Origin of the sequence: Streptacidiphilus cavernicola (genome assembly GCF_042510955.1) — a bacterium.
Taxonomy (GTDB): domain Bacteria; phylum Actinomycetota; class Actinomycetes; order Streptomycetales; family Streptomycetaceae; genus Streptacidiphilus; species Streptacidiphilus cavernicola.
The window spans coordinates 58,056-80,804 of record NZ_JBHFAB010000013.1 but is presented as its reverse complement, the minus strand read 5'-3'; the positions used below and the strand labels follow the sequence as shown (position 1 = coordinate 80,804).

Below are 22,749 nucleotides of genomic sequence, written 5' to 3'. Positions count from 1 at the left end.
CGGCAGGCCCCCGTTCGCGGGGGCCTGCCGCTTTTGTCCGCGGGGCAACCGGAAGGTCGCCTGCCACCTTTCCGGGAACCCTTGAACTCCCGGGCGTCGGCCCCCCATGCTGTGGCAGATCGTTTCTGGTCTAGACCAGAGTCATGGACGAGCCGGGGGAGCAGCGTGGCCGCGACAGCCGTCAGAGCCGGGGGCCAGGGGAAGGCCGGCAGCGGCGGACCGCCGCGCAGGCTGCCGGTGCAGATCCGCCGCTCGGCGCACCACGGCCTGGTGCTGACCGCCGCCGCGCTCACCGTGCTGCTGGCCGGGACGGTGCTGTCGGCGCTCGCCGCGCTGGCCGGGTTCGCGGTGGACGCGGGCACGGTCAGCCGGGTCGCGGCCCAGCCGGAAGCCCAGGTCCAGGTCAGCGCGAGCTACGCGGCGGCCGGGATGGCGGTCGGGGACCGGGACGTCAGGGCCGCTCTGGACCGCACCTTCGGGCCGGTGGCCCGGCACACCTACCTGGGCCTGGTCGGCCAGACCCCGCTGGTGGTGCCGGGGGCCGCGGTCACGCCGACGCCGATGTACCCGGTCGCGGTCCAGGGCGCCGCCGCCCACGGCGTCCTGGTGTCCGGCAGCTGGCCGGCCGGTGCGGGCGACGCCCCCGGCGGCGCCTTCCTGCACCTGCCGGTGGTCCACCCCGGCGCCGAGGGCCCGACCAGCGGCGACGGGACCCCGGTGGACGCGGCCCTGCCGGAGCAGCTGGGGCTGCGGCTGCACCTCAAGCCGGGCTCGCTGCTCAAGCTGGAGGACTCCTACCAGCACCGGGTCACCCTGCGGATCACCGGCCTGTTCCGGCCGTCCGCCACCGAGCCGGGCTTCTGGAGCGCGGTCGCCGGCAACGCCACCGACGTCACCGACCTGGTGCTGGTCGCCCCCGGGCAGCTGAACGGCACCGCCGCGTTCAACCAGCAGGTCGCGGTCCGCTGGGACGCCGTCCCCGACTTCTCCCGGCTGCGGGCCGGGGACCTGCCCGGCCTGGGCCAGCGGGTGACCGAGCTGACGACCAGTGACACCAACCACTCGGTGTTCCACGGCGCGGACCCGTCGCTGCTGCTGGTCAACCCCACCTCCACGCTGCCGGTGATCCTGGACCACCTGGCCGGGACCGAGGTGGTGGCCAGGTCCGCGCTCTACCTGCCCGGCGCGCTGCTCGCGGTGCTGGCACTGACCACCCTGGTGCTGACTGCCCGTCAGCTCGCGGCGCACCGGCGGACCGAGCTGGTGCTGCAGCAGACCAGGGGCGCGGGCGGGCAGCGGCTGCTGACCGCGGCCGGGGTCGAGTGGGCGGTGATCGTGCTGCCGACCGCGGTGGCCGCGCCGTTCCTGGCCGAGCCGCTGCTGCGCGGCCTGCACCGGACCGGGTTGCTGCAGGGGCCGCTGCCCGGCAGCACCCTGGGTGCGGAGGCCTGGGGCGCGGTGCTGCTGACCGCGCTGGTGCACGGGACCGCCGCGCTGCTGCCGGTGCTGCGCACGGTGACCGGACGGGACTTCGCGGTCCGGGTCAGGGTGCGCAGCGCCAGGGCCGCGGCGGCGCAGCAGTTCGGCGCGGACCTGGCGCTGCTGGCGGTGGCCGTCCTCGGCTACCTGCAACTGCGGCACTACCACTCCACGGTGACCCTGGCCGGGACGGTGGACCCGGTGCTGGTGCTGGTCCCGGTGGTCGCGGTGGGCGCGGCGTCGGTGCTGCTGCTCCGGCTGCTGCCGCTGGCCTCCCGGCTGCTGGACGCCTTCGCCCGGCGCCGCCGCGGCCTGGTGCTGCCGCTGGCCGGCTGGCAGATCAGCCGGCGCTCGCAGCGGCACGCGGGCCCGGTGGTGCTGATGTGCCTGGCGGTGACCGTCGGCGCGCTCGCGACCACCGCCCTGGCCTGCCTGGACGCCCTGGCCGAGGACCAGGCCCAGTTCACCATCGGCGCGGACGTCGCGGTCACCTCGGCGGCGGCGAGCGGGGCCCCGGGTTACCCGGCCGAGTCGCTGCGGGCCCGGTTGCAGGCGCTGCCCGGGGTCAGCGCGGTGAACCCGGTCACGGTGAACCAGGCGATGGCCGCCGAGGACAGCGTCGCGGTCGGCCTGATCGGCATCGACAGCACCGCGACCGCGCCAGGACGCGCCGTCCCGCCGCCGCCGTCGCTGCGCCGGGACCTGGCCGGACCGCACTACGCCGCCGAGGTCGCGTCACTCGGAAAGGGCCGGTCGTCGGACGGCGTGGCGCTGCCAGGACACCCGGCCGGGATCGACCTCGACCTCGCGCTGAGCGCGGACACCGGGCCCGGCGCGAGGGTCTCGGCGCCGGGCCTGACCGTCACCGTGGTCGATGCGGACGGGGTGAGCGACCAGCTCGCGCTCCCGCCCACCGCGGCCGACGGGGTCCGCCGGACGCTGCACCTGGCCCTGCCCGGACGGGCCGACAGCGCCTACCCGCTGCGGGTGACCGGTCTGGCGCTGACGCCGCTGCCCGACCAGCCGGCGGCCCGGTTCGGACTGACCCTGTACCGGATCGGCGGGGACGGCTGGACCGCCGCGCTGCCGACCGGGCAGCGCTGGTACGACCGGACCGGGGGGCCGGGCCAGGCGGGGGCCGCCCTGGCCGCCGGCACGACCGACTGCGCGTCAGCGGGCTCCGCCCCCGCCGCCTCGACCGCGCACTACCCCACCGGCGTGTGCACGCTGTCCGGGGGAAGCGGCGCGGCGCCGCTGTTGAGCGCCGAGGTCGCCTCCGCCCCGCCGGGCGGGCAGGCGGAGGGTACCGCGGTCCGGCTGGAGCCGGGCAGGCCGGGGCCCTGGCAGGCGGAGCCGGTCCCGGTGCTCGCCGACGACTCCTTCGTCGCGCAGACCCACACCCGGGTCGGCGGCACCATCCGGATCGGGGTGGGCCTGGACGGCATCGGGCAGGAGCAGAACGTCGACGTGACGGTCGTCGGCACGGTCCCCGCGCTGCCCGGGGTCGGCAGCCTGCAGTCGGCCCTGCTGGTCGACCAGCGAGTGCTGGCCGCCGCCGAGCTGGCCAAGGGGATCCGCCCGCAGCAGCCGAACGGATGGTGGCTGACCAGCACCCGCCCGGCCGCCGACGCGGCGGCCGTGGCCGCGGACCCGCTGCTGGGCACGGCGGTCACCCGGGACCAGGTCGCGGCCCAGCAGCGCTCCGACCCGTTCCGGTTCGGGATGCGGGCGGTGCTCGCGCTGTGTCGGCTGCTCGCCCCGGCGTTCGCGGTGATCGGCTTCACCGTGCACGTGGTGATCACCACCCGGGAGCGGCGGCGCGAGTTCGCGCTGCTGCGGGCGATGGGCACGCGCAGCCGGCGGCTGGCGACCCTGCTCTGGCTGGAGCAGATCGGGGTGACCCTGTTCGCGGTGCTCCCCGGGGCGCTGCTGGGGGTCGGCCTGGCCGCGGTGATCCTGCCCCTGGTCACCGTGGACGACACCGGGGAGCAGCCGTACCCCCCGCTGCGGATCGACGTGCCGTGGCTGTGGGTGGCGCTGACGGCGGTGGCCACCGCCGGGGCGATCTGCCTGGTGGTGATGACCCTCTCCCGGCTGCTCGCCCGGGTGGACCTGGTCCGGACTCTGCGAGCGGGGGAAGACTCATGACCGGCGGAACACGCCTGCTGCGCAGCGAGGCCAGGGGGGACCTGCCGCTGCTGGCCTGTCTGGCGGTGCTGGTCGCGGTGCTCGCCGGGATCGGCGCGGCCGGTCCGGTGGTGCTGGCGGGCCAGCGGGACCAGGCGCTGCGGCACCGGGTCGCCGCGGCCCAGCACGGCCCGGCGCTGGTGTCGGTGAGCACCGCCGAGGAGGTCTTCGACGACCCGGCGCTGCAGGCGCACGCCGGTCCGGTGCTCAGCCAGACCGCCGCGGGCGGCGAGCAGGTGGTCGGGACCGCGACCCTGCCGACCGGGTCCTCGCTGACGGTGGCCAGGACCGTGGTGACCTTCCCGCTGCTGAAGGTGACCGCCCCGCAGAGCACCGTGGACCGGGCCAGCACCACCTCGCTGACCCCGCATCACGTCAGCGACGCCGCGGCGCACCTGCGCTATGTGGCGGGCGGGCCGCCCGGCGGGCGGGCCCCGGCCGGTTCGCCGCCCGGCATCGCGATCTCGCGGGCCGCCGCCGCGCTGACCGGGCTGACCGTGGGCCAGCAGGTCACCGCCCAGGAGGAGCCCCTGCTCGGGGTCTTCCACAGCACCTACTTCACCGTCTCCGGGATCTTCGAGCCGGTCGACCCCGACGACGACTTCTGGCGCGACCAGCCCACCCTGAACCAGCCGCAGTCCTACCCGGACGGGACCAAGGACGGGAAGGCCAACGTCTCGGTCCAGGGCCTGGTCGACGCGGACGCCGCGGCGGAGATGAAGGACGACGCGATCACCCTGCCCACCATCACCTGGGAGCTCCGGCTCGGGCTCGGGCACGACGCGGTGCACCAGGCCGCCGGGGTGCTGAGCGCGCTCCAGGCCTACCCGACCGACCTGGCCGGCAGCATGTGCGGTTCCTCGGACCCGATGGGCCGGGAGCAGTGCGAGATGGGCAACGTCAAGGTCGGCACGTACCAGCTCGACGACCGGTTCACCCCGCTGGCCACTGCCTTCGCCGGCGAGGACGTGCAGACCAGGGAACTCGCCTCGTTCGCCGGCGCCTCGCTGTTCGCGGTCGGCCTGGTGACCGTTCTGGTGGCGATACGGCTGCTGCTGCGCCGCCGGGCCGACGACCTGGCGCTGCAGCGCTCGCGCGGGGCGTCCAGTACCGGTCTGGTGCTGCTGCGGACCGCGATCACCACGCCGGTGGTGCTGGCCGCGGCGGCGCTGGGCTGGTTCCTGGGGCGCTGGCTCGCCCCGACCGGGACCAGCGGCTCGCCGCAGCCGCTGCTGGCGCTGCTGGGCACCGGCCTGGCGCTGCTGCTGGTCCCGCTGCTGACCTGGCAGGCGGTCAGGGAGCCCGCGGTCGCCCGTGATCCGCGGCGGCGCGGCCGTCGCCGCGGTCGCCGGGCGGTGCTGGAGGCGACCGCGCTGCTGCTGGCGGTGGCCGGGACGGTCGCCCTGCGGGCCCGGGGCAGCGGCGGCGGGGACGGGGTGGACCTACAGCTCAGCCTGGTGCCGGTGCTGCTCGCCACGGCCGCGGTGCTGCTGCTGGTCCGGATCTACCCGCTGGTGCTCCGGCTGCTGGCAGGCCAGGCCAGGCGGGGCAGCGGGGTGGTCGCCTTCGTCGGCCTGCGCCGGGCCGGACGGGACGCCCCGGCGACCGCGCTGGCCCTGTTCGTCCTGGTGATCACCCTGGGCACGGCGGTGTTCGGCGGCCTGGTCTCGCGCTCGATCGCGGACGGCGGGGCGGTCGGCGCGGCCTGGTCGGCGGGCGGCGACGTGGCCGTGCTGCAGAGCGGCAATGTGACGCCCAAGCCGGTCCCGTCCGGCGCCGGCAGCCCGGTGCGGACCACCGTGGCCGAGCACCGCCGCAGCGTCCACCTGGTCGGCGACGTCAACGGGGCGACCTACGCCGGGGTCGCGCTGGTCACCGTGGACGCGGCCCGGCTGGCCGCCGCCGAGCCGGGCTCGCCGCTGGTGCGGGCCCTGGCCGCGCTGGGCGACGGCAGGCCGGTCCGCACCGACCCGACCGACCAGTCGTTCCCGGTGCTGACCGGTGCCGCGTTCTTCGCCGAGGAGTCCAAGGAGACCCTCACCGCCACCGTCGACGCCGCGGTGACCGTCCCCGGGGCGCTCCATGTGCGGCCGGCCGGGGTGCTGGACCCGGCGGCCCTGGCCGACCCGGCGCTCGGACCGATCACCGGCGGACTGCCCGCCGGGACCGTGCTGATGGTGGCCACCGGCGCCGCCGACGCGGTGCTCCCCGGCCAGCTGACCGGCGCCACCGCGCTGCTGGTCTACGACCGGCCCGGGGCCGATCCGCGGGCCGCCGCGCTGGCGGCGGGCGACGCGCTCGGCCCGCTGGCCGAGATCCGGCTGCGGGCCGACCAGCTGGCGCAGCTGCGGGACGACGGCCTGGCCCGGCTGGTGAGCACCTCGTACACGGTCTGCACGCTGCTGGCGGTGCTGTTCGGGCTGCTCGCGGTCGCCCTGGAGCTGGTGCTGACCGCCCGTGAGCGCAACCGCACCAGCTCCTACCTGCGCACGCTCGGCCTGAGCGGCGGGGCGGCGACGTTCCTGCAGATCGCGCAGCTGCTGCCGCTGGCCGCCGCCGCGGCCCTGGGCGGGGTGCTGATCGGGGTGCTGGAGCCGCGGATCCTGGGCCCGGCACTGAGTATCCGTCAGTTCACCGGCGGCCCGGCCGACCCGGCCCTGCGCACCGACTACCGGCTGACCCTGCTGCTCGGCCTCGGCCTGGGACTGCTGGTCCTGGGGGCCGCGGTGGTGGAGAGTACGGTGGCTCGCACGCGGCGGCTCGGCGCGGTGCTCAGACTGGGGGGCACATGACCGGGGTGAGCAAAAAAGCTACCGAGCCAAGCAAGGAAACGACAGAATTGGCCACCACTGCCACCACCATCATCGCCACTGCCACAGACGCTTCGCCGGGGGGAACACCGTGACCGTCAACAGCCCGACCACTGCGCCGCCCGACCTCGCCGAGCTGCGCCGCCGCGCCGCCGCGGCCGGGGTGCCGGACCGGGAGGAGGGCCTGATCGTCTGCGAGAACCTGGTCCGGATCTACCAGACCGAGGGCGTCGAGGTGCAGGCCCTGCAGGGGCTCGACCTGGCCGTGGCCAAGGGGGAGATGATCGCGGTCATCGGCGCCTCCGGCTCCGGCAAGTCCACCCTGCTCGGCATCCTGTCCGGCCAGGACGTCCCCACCGCCGGGTCGGCCGAGGTGGCCGGCCACGACCTGCTCGCCATGAAGCGCCGGGACCGGCTCGCCTACCGGCGCGGCACGGTCGGCTTCGTCTGGCAGCAGACCGCCCGCAACCTGCTCCCGTACCTGACCGCGGTCGAGAACGTGATGCTGCCGATGAGCTACACCGGGGTCAAGCGCGGCAAGCGCCGGGCCCGCGCCGAGGAGCTGCTCGACCTGCTCGGCGTCGGCCACTGCCGGGACCGCGGCCCCGGCGAGCTGTCCGGCGGCGAGCAGCAGCGGGTCGCCATCGCGGTGGCCAACGCCAACGGCCCCCGGGTGCTGTTCGCCGACGAGCCCACCGGCGAGCTGGACACCGCCACCAGCGAGGAGATCTTCGCCGCGCTGCGCAGCGCCAACCGGGACCTGGGCGTCACCGTGGTCGTGGTCACCCATGACGCACTGGTCTCCGAGCAGGTCCAGCGCACCGTGCGGATCCGCAACGGCCGCACCTCCACCGAGGTCCTGCGCAGCGTCACCACCGGTCAGGACGGCGTGGAGGAGCTGACCGCGGAGGAGTACGCGGTACTGGACCGCAACGGACGGCTGCAGCTACCGTCCGAGTTCACCGAGCGGCTGCACATGCGCAAGCGGGTGAGGCTGGCGCTGGAGGCCGATCACATCGGAGTATGGCCGGACGCGGCGGCCCGGCAGGCCAGGGCCGACGCGGACGGGGACGCCGACGCCGACCCGGGCGCCGGGCCCGACCAGGACTCCGACCGGAACTCCGACCAGAACCAGGGGAAGCGATGAGCAGCAGCACCGCACCGCAGGGCGCCGCCGCGGTGGCCGAGCCCGGAGCGCCGATGGTGGAGGTCCAGGACCTGCACAAGACCTTCGGCAGCGGCTCCACCGCCGTGCACGCCCTGCGCGGCGTGTCCTTCACCGCCCGCCGCGGTGAACTGACCGCGCTCAAGGGGCGTTCCGGATCCGGCAAGACCACCCTGCTCAACCTGGTCGGCGGCCTGGACCGGCCCAGCTCGGGCCGGATCGTGGTGGACGGCCGCACCCTCGCCGACTCCGACGGCGCCGAGCTGCCCGAGGACGGGCTGCTGGCGCTGCGCCGGGACCGGATCGGCTTCGTGTTCCAGTCCTTCGGGCTGATCCCGATCCTCACCGCGGCCGAGAACGTCGGCGTCCCGATGCGGCTCAAGCGCACCCCGCCGCGCGAGCGCGAGGAGCGGGTACGCGAGCTGCTCGGCCTGGTCGGCCTGACCGACCACGTCGACCAGCGGCCCGGCGAGCTGTCCGGCGGCCAGCAGCAGCGGGTGGCCATCGCCCGCGCGCTGGCCAACCAGCCGGCCCTGATCATCGCCGACGAGCCCACCGGCCAGCTGGACTCCGACACCGGCCGCGCGATCATGCAGCTGCTGCGCGCGGTGGTGCGCAGCGAGGGCGTCACCGCCCTGGTGGCCACCCACGACCCGGCGCTGATGGAGCTCGCGGACCGGGTGCTCGACCTGAGGGACGGCCAGATCGTCGAGGGGTAGCGGCCAGGGCGGCGGCCGGCTGGGGATCAGGCCGCCACCGGCTCCCCGACGCCGACCCCCAGCTCGGCCAGCAGCTCCGTCCGCAGCTCGGCGGACCCCCGTACCGCCTGGTGCGGGCGGCCGAGCCGACCGTCGGTGAGGACGATGATCCGGTCCGCCAGCGCGATGGCCTCGTCCACGTCATGGGTCACCAGCAGCACGGCCGGGCGGTGCCGGGCGCACAGCTCGCGCAGCAGCCCGTGCATCCGCAGCCGGGTCAGCGCGTCCAGTGCGCCGAACGGCTCGTCCAGCAGCAGCAGCTGCGGGTCCCGGACCAGGGCGCGGGCCAGCGCCGCGCGCTGGGCCTCGCCGCCGGAGAGGGTGACCGGCCAGGCCCTGGCGTGGTCGGTCAGGCCGACCTCCTCCAGCGCGGTGAGCCCGGCCGCCCTGGCCCCGGCCCTGGGCAGTCCGAGCACCACGTTGTCCAGCACCCGCTTCCAGGGCTGCAGCCGGTGGTCCTGGAACACCACCGAGCGGCGTTCGGGCACCAGCAGCCGCCCGGTGAACTCCGGGTCCAGGCCGGCCATCGCCCGCAGCAGGGTGCTCTTGCCCGAGCCGCTGCGGCCCAGCAGCGCCAGGAACTCGCCCTGGCGCAGGGTCAGGTCGATCCCGGCCAGGACCTCGCGGCCGTCGAAGGAGCGGTGCAGATCGGTCGCGCTGACGGCGAGTGGGGTCATCTCAGGCTCCGTTGAATCCATGGCGCCAGACCAGCAGGCGGCGCTCCAGCAGGCGGACCAGCGAGTCGGCGAGCAGCCCCAGCAGCCCGTAGATCAGCAGGCCGAGGACGATGATGTCGGTCCGGTACCAGGCCTGGGCCTGGTTCATTAGGTAGCCGATGCCGCTGGTGGCGTTGAGCTGCTCGGCGATGATGATCACCAGCCAGGCGCTGGTCAGCGCGAACCGCAGGCCGACCAGGAAGCCGGGCACGGCACCGGGCAGGACCACGTGCCGGATCAGCCCGAGCCGGCCGAGCCCGACCACCCGGCCCGACTCGACCAGCCGGTTGTCCACGCCGCGGATGCCGGCGTAGGTGTTGATGTAGACCGGGCAGGCGGCGGCGAACACCACCAGGGCGATCTTCGGCTGCTCGCCCACCCCGAACCAGATGATCACCAGCGGCAGCAGCCCGAGCACCGGCAGCGCCCGGACCACCTGCATGGTGGAGTCGATCAGCTCCTCGCCCAGCCGGAACAGTCCGGCCAGCACGGCCAGCAGCACGCCCGCGCTGACGCCGATCGCCAGGCCGACCACCACCCGCTGCAGCGAGGCCAGCAGATTGGTGCCCAGCTCGCCGTCGCTGGTTAGCTGCCAGGCCGCGACCGCCACCTGGCTCGGGGTGGCCAGAATCCGCGGGTTGATCTGCCCGAGGGTGCCCAGCAGCTGCCAGACCGCGACGACCAGGGCCGGGCCGGCCAGCCGCCGCAGCCACCGGGGGAGCGGGACCCGGGTCCGGTGCGGACGGCTCAGCGTGCCGGCGTCGATCAGTGCCGCCGTGTCGGGGTCCTGGCTCGTGTCCGGTGGTACTGCGACGGTGGTCGCCATGGTGGATCCTTCCGCGGGAAAGGGGGTCAGACGGTGGCCGCGACCCGGTGGTCGGCCGTGAAGGGCCTGCCCTCGACGAGTTCGGAGCTGCGCCCGTCCGGTCCCACCGGCAGGTCGCCGATCAGGGTCACCCGGTGCAGCCTGCGTTCCACGTCCAGGTGCTCCAGGTCGCGCGGGGCGAGGTGGGCGGTGGCGCGGTTGTCCCAGAAGGCCACGTGGCCGGCCTCCCAGCGGAACCGGACGGTGTACTCGGGACGGGTGATCTCGGCGTAGAGCAGGTCCAGGATCCGCTTGCTCTCGGCCGGGCTGACGTCGACGAGGTGGCTGGTGAAGCCGGGGTTGACGAACAGCGCCCGCTCCCCGGTCTCCGGGTGCACCCGGACCACCGGGTGGATCGAGACCAGCAGGTTGTCGTTGATCCGCTTGGCGTAGTCGCTGTCCCCGGAGATCCGGGCGCTGCCGCCGTAGCGGTGCTCGGCGCGGAGGGTGTCCACGAAGGCCCGGACCGGGGCGGACAGGCCCTGGTAGGCGGCGACCAGGTTGGTCCAGGTGGTGTCGCCGCCGGCCTCGGGCACCCGCTCGGCCCGCAGGATCGAACCGGCCGGCGGGTTGACCGCCGCGGTCACATCGGTGTGCCAGCCGTCGAAGTAGCTGTACTGGCGCTTGCGGTACTCGTCCCGGAAGCCCTTGCCGTAGCGCTGCTCGAACCGGGCCGGGTCGATGGTGAAGATCTCCGGGTGGTCCTCGGGCGGGGTGTCGTCGTGCGGGTGGGCGTAGGTCAGCTCGCCGAACTGCCGGGCGAAGGCGATCTGCGCGGCGTGGTCCAGCTCCTGGCCCCGGAAGAACACCACCTTGTGGCGGTGCAGCGCCTCCCGGATCTGCTGCACCTCGGCGGGGTCGAGCGGCTGGGCGAGGTCGACTCCGTGGATGTCGGCGCCGATGTGGCCGGCGACCTGGCGGACGGTCAGAGTCATGGGGTTTCCCTTCGTCGTGCTGCTGTCTGCTGCTACTGGTTGGCGGCGACGAGTGCGCTGAACTCCTGGGTGACGTCGGCCGGGAACTCACTGGCGACGTCGACCTTTCCGGGGACCTGGCCGTTGGCCAGGAACAGGTCTGCCTGCCGCTGCTGGGCGTTGACGACGTTCTGGTCCAGCGGCGAGAACGTGGTCTCGCCCGAGTTCCGGTAGACCAGCCTGCCGACGGCCGGGGTCTGCTTGTTGACCTTCACGTAGTAGGCGTCGATCCAGGCGTCCGGGTGCGCCCGGTTCCAGGCGGTGGCCTTGATCAGGCGGCCGACCAGGTCCTTGAGCGCGGTCCGGTCGGCGGAGTTCGCCAGGGCCGTCCTGGTGGCGAGCCAGAAGGTGTAGCCGGAGGACACCTGGGAGCCGTTGATCAGCTTCACCGCGTCCGGGTGCGCCGCGGTGTAGGTCACCAGGTCCTGGGCGGCCACGGTCGCGGCGTCGACGCTGCCCGACTCCAGTACCCCGCCGATGTTCTGCAGCGGGACGTCGACCGGGACCACGTCCGCCTGCTTCAGGTGGACCGTTTCCAGCGCCTGGAGCAGGAAGCCCTGGTTGGCGGTGCCCTTGGAGTAGGCGACCTTGTGGCCCTTGATGTCGGCGAGGGTGCGGATGCCCGAGCCCGCGCGGGCCAGCAGGGTGTAGCCGGGGCCGACCGTGTGGCTGACCGCGACCACGTCCACCGGGAGCCCGGCCGCGGCGGCGTTCAGAGCCGGGGTGTCGCCCATGACGCCGAAGTCGACGTCACCGGCCACGATCGCCTGGCTCACCAGCGGACCGCTGTTGAACTGGTCGAACTCCACCTTGTAGGGGAGGCCGGTCAGCTCCCCCGAGGTCTGCAGCAGGGTCTGCAGGAACTTGCCCTGGTCGCCGACGCGCAGGGTGACCGGTCCGGCTTTGGCGCCGCCGGATGTGTCGGCGGAGGCGTTGCCGCCGCAGGCGGCGGCGAACGGGAGCAGCAGTGCCGCGAGGGCGGGCAGGGCGAGGGCGCGAAGGGCATGGGTGCGCATGGCTGTGGGTTCCTTGGATCGACGGGTCAGACGGAGGCGTAGCGGTTGGCCGGGCGGTCCAGCCCGTAGTGCTGGCGCAGGGTCCGGCCGCTGTACTCGTGCCGGAACAGGCCGCGCTCGCGCAGCAGGGGGACGACGTGCTCGGCGAACAGGTCGAGGCCCTCGGGCAGGATCGGCGGCATGATGTTGAAGCCGTCGGCCGCGCCTTGGTCGAACCAGAGCTCGATGTGGTCGGCGACCTGCTCCGGGGTGCCGGCCAGGACCTGGTGCCCGCGTCCGCCGCCGAGCCGGCCGACCAGTTGGCGCAGCGTCAGCCGGTCGCGTTCGGCCAGGTCGCGGATCAGGGTGAACCGGCTCTTGGCCCCGTTGATCGCGGTCAGCGGCGGCAGTGGCGGCAGCGGGGCGTCCAGCGGGTGGGCGCCGAGGTCCACCCCGAGCACCACCGACAGGGTGGCGACCGCCCTGGTCGGGTCGATCAGGTCGTCCAGCTCCTGGTCCAGTGCCTTGGCCTCGGCCTCGGTGGAACCGAGCACCGGGACGATGCCCGGCAGCACCACGATCCCGGCGGGGTCGCGGCCCAGGGCGGCGGCCCTGCGCTTGAGGTCGCGGTAGAACTCCTGGCCCTCCTCCAGCGTCTGCTGCGCGGTGAACACCGCCTCGGCGTTGGCCGCGGCGAAGCCCCGGCCGTCCGCCGAGCTGCCGGCCTGCACCAGCAGCGGGTGGCCCTGCGGGCCGCGCGGGATGTTCAGCGGGCCGAGCACCCGGAAGTGCTCGCCGCTGTGCCGGACCTCGTGCAGCCGGGCCGGATCGGTGAGCCGCCCCTCCGCCTTGTCCAGCAGCAGCGCGCCGTCCTCCCAGCTGTCCCACAGCGAGCGCACCACCTCCAGGTACTCGGCGGCCCGCTGGTAGCGGACCGCGTGCTCCTGGTTGGCGTCCCGGTTGAAGTTGCGGGCGGCCCGGTCTCCGGCCGAGGTGACGATGTTCCAGCCGGCCCGGCCCTTGCTGAGGTGGTCCAGCGAGGCGAACTGCCGGGCCAGGTTGTAGGGCTCGGTGAAGCCGGTGGAGACCGTCCCGATCAGCCCGATCCGCTCGGTGCCCACGGCCAGCGCGGACAGCAGCGTGAACGGCTCGAAGTGGCTGATCCAGGCGTTGGCCCGGGACGGGTCGGGCCCCTCGACGCCGTCCGCGAGGAACACCGAGTCGAAGGCGGCGGCCTCGGCGGTGGCGGCCAGCCGCTGGAAGTGGGCCAGTGAGGAGAGGTTCGCCGGGTCGGTACGGGGGTGGCGCCAGGCGGCCTCGTGGTGGCCGACGCCCATCAGGAAGAGGTTGAGGTGCAGTTGCCTGCGGTTTGTGGGCATGCGTGAGCACTCCGGGACGTGGAGGTGGCGAGGTGGCGTGCGGAAGCGACGTGCGGGAACGACGTGCCGTCAGAACCCGGAGCGGTCACGGGCGGAACGGAACGCGGGGAGGGCGACGAGGAGCTAACAGCCCAGTCCGGCGAAGTGGTGCAGGCGGAAGGCGTTCACCGGGTGCCGGCCTGCGGCCCCCCGGATCGTCGCCCTGCGCTGTGCGTCCATACCCCGAGTCTGCGGGCTGCCGACCTTGGCGGCAACGGTTTCTGACACGGTGGAACTAACTCCGGCGCCGTTGGCGGTCATGCCGACCTCGCCGTCCGCAGCGCCAGCGGATCCCGGTGCACCGAGGCCAGCACCGGTGCACCGGCCGCGACCGCTAGCGCCCCGGGACCGAAGGAACTCGGGCGGACCAGTTGCTGCACCGGCTGCCGGGTGTGCGCGGCCACCTCCTGGTGCAGCTCGTCCAGCAGCTCCGGCAGGTACATGGTGACCGCCTCGGTGAGCACCAGGACATCGGGGCCGATCATGTCCAGCAGCAGCGCCACCGCCGGGGCCAGCAGCCGCAGCCTGGCCCGGCACAGCTCCAGGGCGTGCCGGCTCCCCTGCCCGGCCGCGGCCAGCAGCAGCGGCAGCTCGGGCCGCGGCACGACGCCCTCGGCGACCGCGCGCTCGGCCACCGCCCGGTCCGAGACCGTGGCCTGCAGGCAGCCGGTCCGGCCGCAGGGGCAGGGCGTGGTCGATTCCGGCACCGGCAGGTGGGCGATGCCGCCCGCACTGTTGTCCCGCCCCCGCAGCAGCACCCCGCCCGCGGCGATGGCCGCGTCCACCACGTTCCCGACGAACAGGTGCACCAGGTTGCCCTCCCGTCGCCCGCCGCCGCTCTTGTCCGGCGTGCTTCGCACGGCACCTTCCTCCTGGCCCGCGCCGAAGAGCAGTTCGGCCTGGGCCAGGGCACGGGCGTGGCTGTCCACGTGGATCGGCAGCCGGGTCGCCGACCGCAGGGTCTGCCGCAGCGGGACCTGCCGCCAGCCCAGCGCGCTGTTCTCGACCAGCACCCCGGACTCCGGGTCCACCCGGCCGCCGGTGACCACGCCCAGGCCGAGCACCGAGCGGCCCCCGGCGTGCCGGCGCAGGAAGCCGGGCAGCAGGGCCGCGATGTCCTGCAGCACCCCGGTGGGGTCCGCCCGCCGCGGGGCCTGCTCCTGCGCGGTGACCTGGCCGCGCAGGTCGGTCAGCGAGAAGGTCAGCTGCGGAATGGCGATGTGCACCCCGGCCGCCAGGTGGTGCCCGGTGTCGATGTCCAGCGGGATCCGCGGTCGCCCGGGCCGGGGTTGCGCGGGCTGCTCCCTGGGCTCGTACACCAGGCCGAGCGCCAGCAGGTCGGCCACGTGCCGGGAGACGGCCGCCGGGCTCAGGCCGGTCTCCCTGCTGATGGCGGTGCGGGCCAGGGGCCCGCGGCGCAGGGCGGCGCGGAGCACGGCGGCCGCCCCGTCGGGCTGCTCGGGCACGGGCGGCGGTGCGGGAGTGGCAATCAGCGCGAGCGGCATCGGCGGAGTCCTCGGTCGACGGGGTACGGATCGGCTACCGGCCGCCGGGACAGGTCGAGGAGGTCATGCGCCGATGGTCGCAACGCCGTCGGGGAGGGTCAATGGACGTGTGTTACAGCGGTGTGGCAGTCCTGCGAACCGGAGGGGGCCGGCCGGGACGCGGACTACCAGAGCGCGGGCTTGCGGTGCGCCCACGGGTGGACCCGTTCCAGCTGTGCGGACAGCGAGATCAGCGTCGCCTCGTCGCCGTAGCGTCCGCCGAGCATCACCCCGATCGGCAGTCCGGCCTCGTTCCAGTACAGCGGCAGGCTCACCGACGGCTGGCCGGTGGAGTTGTAGAGCCCGGTGAACGGGGTGAAGGCGGTCAGGTTGCCGAACTCCCGGACCGGGTCCCGGTCGTCGCGCAGGCCGCCGACCAGGGCCGGGGGCTGGGCCAGGGTCGGCGTGAGGATCACGTCGAAGTCCTGCTGCAGCGTCGCCACCAGCGCCCCGACCGCGCGGAAGGTGTAGAGCGCGGCGGCGAAGTCCGGCCCGGAGACCTCCCGTCCGAGCGCGCGCAGATGCCGGGTCAGCGGCATCAGCAGCGACTCGTCCGGCGCCGGCCGGGCCGCCGCCATCACCGCCCACACCCGTTCGAACACCACCCGCAGGTTGTCGTCGGCCGGGAGCTCCAGCGCCTGCGGGCGGTGGCCCAGCGAGGCGAGCAGCTCGGCGGCGCTCTCGGTGGCCGCGAGGCAGTCCGGGTGCACGGTGATCCCGGGGATCGACGGGGTGGTCAGCACGGCCACCCGCAGCGCGGCGGGCTCGCGGGCCACCTGGTCCAGGAAGGTCTCGCCGGGCGGCAGCGCGGGCGCGGTGTACGGGTCCCCCGGCATCGGTCCGGACATCACGTCCAGCAGCGCCGCCGCGTCCGCGACGGTACGGGCCAGCGGGCCCGCCGTGCTCAGGCCGCTGATGTCGTACAGAGTCGGGCCGCTGCTGATCCGGCCCCGGCTGGGCTTGATCCCGAACAGCCCGCAGACCGAGGCCGGGATCCGGATCGAGCCGCCGCCGTCGCTGCCCTGCGCCAGCGGCGCCAGCCCGGCGGCCACCGCCGCGCCCGCGCCGCCGCTGGAGCCCCCGGCGGACCGGTCCAGGTCCCAGGGGGTGCGGGCGGGCGGGGCGATCTCGTTCTCGGTGTAGCAGGGCAGCCCGAACTCCGGGGTGTTGGTCTTGCCCAGCAGCACCGTCCCGGCCTCGCGCAGCTTGCTGACGACGTGGTCGTCGGTCTCCGGGACGTGCTCGGCGAAGGCGGCGGAACCCAGGGTGGTCCGCACCCCGGCGACGAAGTTGAGGTCCTTGACCGGCACCGGGACCCCGTGCAGCGGCGACAGCGGCCGGTCCTCGCGCAGCGCCGCCTCCGCCTTCGCCGCCTGCTCCCGGGCCAGCTCCGGGGTCACCGTGATGTACGCGCCGACGGTCGCGTTCAACCGGTCGATCCGGTCCAGGTAGTGGTCGGTCAGCTCGACCGGGGAGAGCTTCCCGGTGCTGATCAACTCACCCTGTTCCAGCGCGGTCAGGTCGTGGAGCTGCGTCATTGCATATCCCCTCAGATGATGGTGCCGCCGATCCTCGCATCGGCGACGACGCTGGGACAGGGCCCGTCAGGATGCCGTCAAAACTGACTGCGGGCCGGTCCGGCGGGCCGTCCGGCCGGTCGCCGTCCCGTACGCTCGGCTGGAACGAGGAGCGAGGACGGACATGCGCGGCAGGCTGCGGATCTACCTGGGGGCCGCTCCCGGAGTGGGGAAGACCTGCGCCATGCTCGGCGAGGCGCACCGGCGGCGCGAGCGCGGCGCGGACGTGGTGGTCGGCGTGGTCGAGGACCACGGGCGGGAGTACACCGCCGCGCTGCTGGCCGGTCTGGAGACGGTGCCCAGGCGCTCGCTGGAGCACCGCGGCTCGGTCTTCGCCGAGATGGACGTGGACGCGGTGCTGGCCCGCGGGCCAGCCGTCGCCCTGGTGGACGAACTGGCCCACAGCAACGTCCCCGGCTCGCGCAACGCCAAGCGCTGGCAGGACGTCCAGGAGCTGCTGGACGCGGGCATCGACGTGGTCTCCACCGTCAACATCCAGCACCTGGAGTCGCTCTCCGACGTGGTCGAGGGGATCACCGGGGTGCGCCAGCAGGAGGCCGTCCCGGACGAGGTGGTCCGCCGGGCCGAGCAGATCGAACTGGTCGACATGACCCCCGAGGCGCTGCGGCGGCGGCTGGCGCACGGCAACGTCTACGCCCCGGAGAAGGTCGACGCCGCGCTCTCCAACTACTTCCGCCCCGGCAACCTGACCGCGCTGCGCGAACTGGCGCTGCTGTGGACCGCCGACCGGGTCGACGAGTACCTCCAGCGCTACCGGGCCGACAACCGGATCAAGGACACCTGGCAGGCCCGCGAGCGGATCGTGGTCGGCCTCACCGGCGGCCCCGAGGGCAGCACCCTGATCCGCCGGGCCGCCAGGATCGCCGCCAAGGGCTCCGGCAGCGAGATCCTGGCCGTCTACGTGGCCAGGAGCGACGGGCTGACCGGCGCCTCGCCGGGGGAGCTGACCGGGCAGCGGGCCCTGGTCGAGTCGCTCGGCGGCAGCTTCCACTCGGTGCTCGGCGACAACGCCGCGGTGGCCCTGCTCGACTTCGCCCGCGGCGTCAACGCCACCCAGATCGTGCTGGGCAGCAGCCGCCGCAAGGCCTGGGAGTGGGTGCTCGGCCCCGGCGTCGGCGCCACCGTGGCCCGCGACGCGGGGGACGTGGACGTCCACATCGTCACCCACGAGCACGTCGCCACCGGCCGGGTCCGCCCGATCCGGCGGATCGCCCGGCTCGGACCGGCCAGGACCAGCGTGGGCTGGCTGCTCGGCGTGGCCGGGCCGCTGCTGCTCACCTGGATCCTCGGCGGCCACCGCAGCGACAGCACCGACATGCTGCTCTACCTCGCGCTGACCGTCGCCGCCGCGCTCACCGGCGGCCTGTTCCCGGCCCTGGCCTCGGCGGTGATCGGGTCACTGCTGATCAACTGGTACTTCACCCCGCCGCTGCACACGCTGACCGTCGCCGACCCGCAGAACATCCTGGCCATCGCGATCTTCCTGGCGGTGGCGCTGGCCGTCGCCTACGTGGTCGACCTGGCCGCCGCCCGCACCGCCGAGGCGGCCCGCAGCCGGGCCGAGGCGGAGACGCTGAGCTTCCTGGCCGGCAGCGTGCTCAGCGGCGAGCAGGCACTGCCCGCCCTGCTGGAGCGGGTCAGGGAGACCTTCCAGATGGAGTCGGTGGCGCTGCTGGAACGCAGCCAGGACTTCGGCCCGTGGACCTGCGCCGGCGCGGTCGGCCCGGCCCCGGTGAGCCGCCCCGAGCAGGCGGACGTGGACGTCCCGGTCGGCGAGCAGCTGGCGCTGGCGCTCTCCGGACGGGTGCTCCCGGCCGGCGACCGCCGGGTGCTCGGCGCGTTCGCGGCCCAGGCGGCGGTGATGCTGGACCGGCGCAGGCTGGGCGAGGAGGCCGCCGAGGCCCGCCGGCTGGCCGAGGGCAACCGGATCCGCACCGCGCTGCTGGCCGCCGTCTCGCACGACCTGCGGACGCCGCTGGCCGGCATCAAGGCGTCGGTGTCCTCGCTGCGCGCCGAGGACATCCGCTGGAGCGCCGAGGACGAGGCGGAACTGCTGGCCGGGATCGAGGAGGGGGCCGACCGGCTGGACCACCTGATCGGCAACCTGCTGGACATGAGCCGGCTGCAGACCGGCGCGGTGGTCCCGCTGGTCCGCGAGTTCGACCTGGACGAGGTGGTCCCGCTGGCGCTGCGCGGCGTCCCGGCCGACGCGGTGCGGCTGGACGTCTCCGAGGAGATGCCGCTGCTGGAGGGCGACCCCGGGCTGCTGGAGCGGGCGCTGGCCAATGTGGTCGAGAACGCCGTGAAGTACCAGGGCCCGGGACAGGTGCTGGTCTCCGGCAGCGTGCTGCGGCTGACCGGGGAGCAGGACCGGATCGAGCTGCGGGTCGCCGACCACGGCCCCGGTATCCCGGACCAGGCCAAGGACAAGGTGTTCGAGCCGTTCCAGCGCTACGGCGACACCCCCAGGGGCGTCGGGGTCGGCCTCGGGCTGGCCGTCGCCCGCGGCTTCACCGAGGCCATGGGCGGCAGCCTCACCGCGGAGGACACCCCCGGCGGCGGCCTGACCATGGTCTTCTCCTTCCCGTACACCCGTCCGCAACCGCACCCCCATCCAGAACGGCCGAAGGGCGACACCGCATGACCAGGGTTCTCGTCGTCGACGACGAGCCGCAGATCGCCAGGGCGCTGGTGATCAACCTCCGCGCCCGCGGCTACGAGGTCGACGCCGCCCACGACGGCGCCTCCGCCCTCGAACTCGCCGCCGCCCGGCACCCGGACGTGGTGCTGCTCGACCTCGGCCTGCCGGACATGGACGGCACCCAGGTCATCCGCGGCCTGCGCGGCTGGACCACGATCCCGGTGATCGTGCTCTCGGCCCGGCACACCTCGGACGAGAAGGTGGACGCGCTGGACGCGGGCGCCGACGACTACGTCACCAAGCCGTTCGGCATGGACGAGCTGCTGGCCCGGCTGCGCGCCGCGGTGCGCAGGGCCGCCCCGTCCGGCGGCGAGCCGGACGAGGCCGTGGTCACCACCGCGGGCTTCACCGTGGACCTGGTCGCCAAGCGGGTCCAGCGCGACGGCGCGGACGTCCGGCTCACCCCCACCGAATGGCACCTGCTGGAGGTGCTGGTCCGCAACGCGGGCCGGCTGGTCAGCCAGAAGCAGCTGCTCCAGGAGGTGTGGGGGCCCGCCTACGGCACCGAGAGCAACTACCTCCGGGTCTACCTGGCCCAGCTCCGCCGCAAGCTGGAGGCCGACCCGGCGCACCCCCGGCACTTCATCACCGAACCGGGCATGGGATACCGCTTCGAACAGTGAGTTCGCACAGTGATCCGGTGCGGTCCGGCGCTGTACGCTTCGGGCATGAGTGGTGACATCCGCAGTGAGCAGCAGCAGGGCGGGCGGTTTCGCCGCATGCTCAACCGGCTGGCGGCCAGCAGCGAGGAACTGCAGGCGGAGGAGCTCCGCCAGGACGCCGTGGAAGCCGGCTGCACCCCCATCGCCTCCTGCCAGGACCGCCAGGAGGTGACGGTCACCGGCACCCTGCGGGCGGTGACGCTGCGCCCCCGGGCCGGCGTCCCGGCGCTGGAGGCGGAACTCTTCGACGGCACCGACGCGCTGGACGTGGTCTGGCTCGGCCGCCGCTCGATCGCCGGGATAGAGCCCGGCCGCCGCCTGGTGGCCCACGGTCGGATCAGCCACGCGCGGGGCCGCCGGGTGCTCTTCAACCCCCGGTACGAGCTGCGCCCCGTCGGAACGGAGTAGCACCAGCGTGAGTCACAGCCACAGGTCGACCGAGGCCCCGGAGCAGACGGCCGGTAAGGCCGCCGTCGACACCTCGCTCATCGACGCCTTCGGCGGGGTGCGCGGCATGGTCGACATGACCGTGCCCGGCTTCGTCTTCGTCCTGATCTACACGATCACCAAGGATCTCGCGCTCTCGTCCTGGTCGGCGTTCGGCATCACCGTGCTGCTGGCGCTGGTCCGGGTGGCCCGCCGGGAGACCCTGAAGCACGCCTTCGGCGGGGTGCTCGGGGTGGCGATCGGCGCGTTCGTCGCGATGAAGTCGGGCAAGGCCGAGGACTTCTACCTGCCGTCGATGATCTACGGCGTGGTGCTGGGCCTGGTCTACCTGGTCTCGGTGCTGGTCCGCTGGCCGCTGGTGGGAATGATGCTGGGCCCGATCCTGGGCGAGAACATGACCTGGCGGACCCAGAACCCGGGCCGGCTGGCCGCCTACACCAAGGCGACCTGGGTCTGGATCGCGCTGTTCGCGCTGCGCGCGGCGATCCTGTTCCCGCTCTACTGGGCGCACAAGGTCACCTGGCTGGGTGTCGCCAAGATCGGCCTGGGCGTGCCGCCGTGGCTGGTCGCGATCTACCTCTCCTGGCTGATCCTGTCCAAGGCCCCGCCGCCGATCAAGGTGGTCCAGGCCGAGGACGCCGAGGCGGGCGAGGAGCCCGCGGCGGCGCAGCAGCCGGCCGAGGCCGAGCGCCGCTAGCCGAGTACACGGACGAGGGGCCGGTGACCACCAGGTCACCGGCCCCTTGTCCTGCGTACCCGGGTGGGCTACTCGTTCTCGCCCGCGAGCAGGGCCTCCAGCTCGCCCTCGCGCTCGGAGGTCGCCACGAACAGCAGCTCGTCGCCGCCCTCCAGGCTGTCGCTGCCGCTGGGCACCAGCACCCGGCCCTCGCGGATGATCGTGACCAGCGCGGTGTCCTCGGGCCACTCCACGTCGCTGACCCGGGTGCCGACCGCGGTCGCGGTCCCGGAGAGGGTGATCTCCACCAGGTTGGCGTCGCCCTGGCTGAAGCGCATCAGCCGGACCAGGTCGCCGACGCTCACGGCCTCCTCGACCAGCGCCGACATCAGCCGCGGGGTGGAGACCGCCACATCCACCCCCCAGGCCTCGTTGAACAGCCACTCGTTGCGCGGGTTGTTCACCCGGGCGACCACTCGCGGCACGCCGTACTCGGTCTTCGCCAGCAGCGAGACCACCAGGTTGACCTTGTCGTCCCCGGTCGCGGCGATGACCACGTTGCAGCGCTGCAGCGCCGCCTCGTCCAGCGCGGTGATCTCGCAGGCGTCGGCGAGCAGCCATTCGGCCTGCGGCACCCGCTCCACCGAGATGGACTTGGGGTTCTTGTCCACGAGGAGCACCTCGTGGCCGTTCTCCAGCAGCTCGCCCGCGATGGATCGTCCCACCGCACCGGCCCCGGCAATGGCTACCCGCATCAGTGTTCCTCCGGGCCCTTCGCGAAAACGGCCTCGACGGCCTCGAGGTCTGCCGTGCGCATCATCATGTGCACCAGGTCGCCCTCCTGCAGCACGGTCTCCGCGGTGGGCAGGGTGCCCACGCCGAGCCGGCTGATGAAGGCGACGCGCACGTCCGCGGCCTGCTCCAGCTTGGACAGCCGCAGCCCGATCCAGGCGGGGGCCACCGGGACCTCGGCGAGCTGGACCGCGCCGCTGGGGTCCTGCCAGTTGGGCTCGGAGCCGCTGGGCAGCAGCCGGCGCAGCATCTGGTCGGCGGTCCAGCGCACCGTGGCGACGGTGGAGATGCCCAGGCGCTGGTAGACCTCGGCGCGGCGCGGGTCGTAGATCCGGGCCGCGACGTTCTCCACGCCGAAGTTCTCCCGGGCCACCCGCGCGGCGATGATGTTGGAGTTGTCCCCGCTGCTGACCGCGGCGAAGGCCCCGGCCTCTTCGATACCGGCCTCGCGGAGCGTGTCCTGGTCGAAGCCGACCCCGGTCACCCGCTGACCGGTGAAGCCCGCGCCGAGACGGCGGAACGCCGTGGGGTCCTGGTCGACGACGGCGACCGAGTGCCCCTGCTTCTCCAGGGTGCGTGCGAGAGCAGAACCCACGCGACCGCAACCCATGATGACGATGTGCACGCCCGTCCTTCCGGTGTGATGTCCCGGCTCGATCCTGACACCGATTCGAACGATGTCCGCACAAGGGTCGCACCCTCGCGCGTCAATGACACAACCGCAGTACCCCGGCGAACGGGGGAGCTACACCCGCCGAAGCCTGCGGAACTGGCCGGTAACCGGGAAGTGCGGGTGAGAGGGGACCAAGGAACTCTCACCGTCCTGATATCGATTCGCAACCTTGGGGGCCCTTGCGGGATGGCGTCACTATCCTCGTCTCTGCTATTGGCCTTGGTATTGCAGGGATGAAGGTGCATCTCCCTGTGAATCGCTGCCTGTCGACCCCGGCTTCCGGGAGTCC

17 protein-coding genes are annotated in these 22,749 nt (G+C 73.9%); 8 read left to right on the top strand and 9 right to left on the bottom strand.

The window, feature by feature from the left end; all coding sequences use genetic code 11:
• The first annotated feature begins 165 nt into the window (after positions 1–165).
• From ACEZDE_RS18680 to ACEZDE_RS18665, 4 genes are all read left to right on the top strand, one after another.
• Positions 166–3,627, top strand: coding sequence for an ABC transporter permease (locus ACEZDE_RS18680; RefSeq protein WP_380537435.1), 3,462 nt, complete (start codon positions 166–168; stop codon positions 3,625–3,627).
• The gene (locus tag ACEZDE_RS18675) at positions 3,624–6,458 is read left to right on the top strand and encodes a hypothetical protein (protein ID WP_380537434.1); all 2,835 of its coding nucleotides are present in this window, start codon (positions 3,624–3,626) and stop codon (positions 6,456–6,458) included. The genes ACEZDE_RS18680 and ACEZDE_RS18675 overlap by 4 nt, the downstream gene beginning before the upstream one ends.
• A gap of 109 nt (positions 6,459–6,567) precedes the next feature.
• Positions 6,568–7,623, top strand: a complete 1,056-nt coding sequence (locus ACEZDE_RS18670) for an ABC transporter ATP-binding protein (protein WP_380537433.1) — start codon at positions 6,568–6,570, stop codon at positions 7,621–7,623.
• A complete protein-coding gene (locus ACEZDE_RS18665) occupies positions 7,620–8,360 on the top strand; it encodes an ABC transporter ATP-binding protein (protein ID WP_380537432.1) in 741 nt (246 codons plus the stop codon). The genes ACEZDE_RS18670 and ACEZDE_RS18665 overlap by 4 nt, the downstream gene beginning before the upstream one ends.
• Positions 8,361–8,386: 26 nt before the next feature.
• Here ACEZDE_RS18665 and ACEZDE_RS18660 read toward each other — a convergent pair whose 3' ends face one another.
• The 7 genes from ACEZDE_RS18660 to ACEZDE_RS18630 form a co-directional block, all read right to left on the bottom strand.
• Positions 8,387–9,076, bottom strand: coding sequence for an ABC transporter ATP-binding protein (locus ACEZDE_RS18660; RefSeq protein ID WP_380537431.1), 690 nt, complete (start codon positions 9,074–9,076; stop codon positions 8,387–8,389).
• A gap of 1 nt (position 9,077) precedes the next feature.
• Positions 9,078–9,941 (bottom strand): ABC transporter permease, encoded by an 864-nt coding sequence (locus tag ACEZDE_RS18655; RefSeq protein ID WP_380537430.1) that lies wholly within the window; start codon positions 9,939–9,941, stop codon positions 9,078–9,080.
• Positions 9,942–9,967: 26 nt separating this feature from the next.
• Positions 9,968–10,915, bottom strand: coding sequence for a TauD/TfdA dioxygenase family protein (locus ACEZDE_RS18650; protein ID WP_380537429.1), 948 nt, complete (start codon positions 10,913–10,915; stop codon positions 9,968–9,970).
• 32 nt (positions 10,916–10,947) lie between these two features.
• Positions 10,948–11,970: an ABC transporter substrate-binding protein gene (locus ACEZDE_RS18645; RefSeq protein ID WP_380537428.1), complete on the bottom strand. Its 1,023-nt coding sequence runs from the start codon at positions 11,968–11,970 to the stop codon at positions 10,948–10,950.
• Positions 11,971–11,996: 26 nt separating this feature from the next.
• Entirely contained in the window at positions 11,997–13,328 is a 1,332-nt protein-coding gene (locus ACEZDE_RS18640) for an LLM class flavin-dependent oxidoreductase (RefSeq protein WP_380537427.1), read from the bottom strand.
• A 296-nt stretch (positions 13,329–13,624) separates the two neighbouring features.
• Entirely contained in the window at positions 13,625–14,872 is a 1,248-nt protein-coding gene (locus ACEZDE_RS18635; protein WP_380537426.1) for an ROK family transcriptional regulator, read from the bottom strand.
• A 164-nt stretch (positions 14,873–15,036) separates the two neighbouring features.
• The gene (locus ACEZDE_RS18630) at positions 15,037–16,449 is read right to left on the bottom strand and encodes an amidase (protein ID WP_380537425.1); all 1,413 of its coding nucleotides are present in this window, start codon (positions 16,447–16,449) and stop codon (positions 15,037–15,039) included.
• Positions 16,450–16,612: 163 nt separating this feature from the next.
• Here ACEZDE_RS18630 and ACEZDE_RS18625 point away from each other — a divergent pair, with 163 nt between their 5' ends.
• Genes ACEZDE_RS18625 through ACEZDE_RS18610 form a run of 4 tightly spaced genes read left to right on the top strand, consistent with a single transcriptional unit; the run spans position 16,613 to position 21,016 of the window.
• On the top strand, positions 16,613–19,153 hold the full coding sequence (locus ACEZDE_RS18625) for an ATP-binding protein (RefSeq protein ID WP_380537424.1): 2,541 nt from the start codon (positions 16,613–16,615) through the stop codon (positions 19,151–19,153).
• A complete protein-coding gene (locus ACEZDE_RS18620; protein ID WP_380537423.1) occupies positions 19,150–19,833 on the top strand; it encodes a response regulator in 684 nt (227 codons plus the stop codon). Before ACEZDE_RS18625 ends, ACEZDE_RS18620 begins: the two co-directional genes overlap by 4 nt.
• A gap of 45 nt (positions 19,834–19,878) precedes the next feature.
• Positions 19,879–20,280 (top strand): OB-fold nucleic acid binding domain-containing protein, encoded by a 402-nt coding sequence (locus tag ACEZDE_RS18615; RefSeq protein ID WP_380537422.1) that lies wholly within the window; start codon positions 19,879–19,881, stop codon positions 20,278–20,280.
• Positions 20,281–20,287: 7 nt separating this feature from the next.
• Positions 20,288–21,016, top strand: a complete 729-nt coding sequence (locus ACEZDE_RS18610) for a DUF3159 domain-containing protein (RefSeq protein WP_380537421.1) — start codon at positions 20,288–20,290, stop codon at positions 21,014–21,016.
• Between the two features lie 68 nt (positions 21,017–21,084).
• On the opposite strand, the gene ACEZDE_RS18605 is transcribed toward ACEZDE_RS18610, so the two are convergent.
• Together ACEZDE_RS18605 and ACEZDE_RS18600 are read right to left on the bottom strand one after the other, a co-directional pair.
• A complete protein-coding gene (locus ACEZDE_RS18605) occupies positions 21,085–21,750 on the bottom strand; it encodes a potassium channel family protein (RefSeq protein ID WP_380537420.1) in 666 nt (221 codons plus the stop codon).
• Complete coding sequence (locus ACEZDE_RS18600) at positions 21,750–22,412, bottom strand: potassium channel family protein (protein WP_380537419.1); 663 nt, start codon at positions 22,410–22,412, stop codon at positions 21,750–21,752. The genes ACEZDE_RS18605 and ACEZDE_RS18600 overlap by 1 nt, the downstream gene beginning before the upstream one ends.
• Positions 22,413–22,749: the final 337 nt, after the last annotated feature.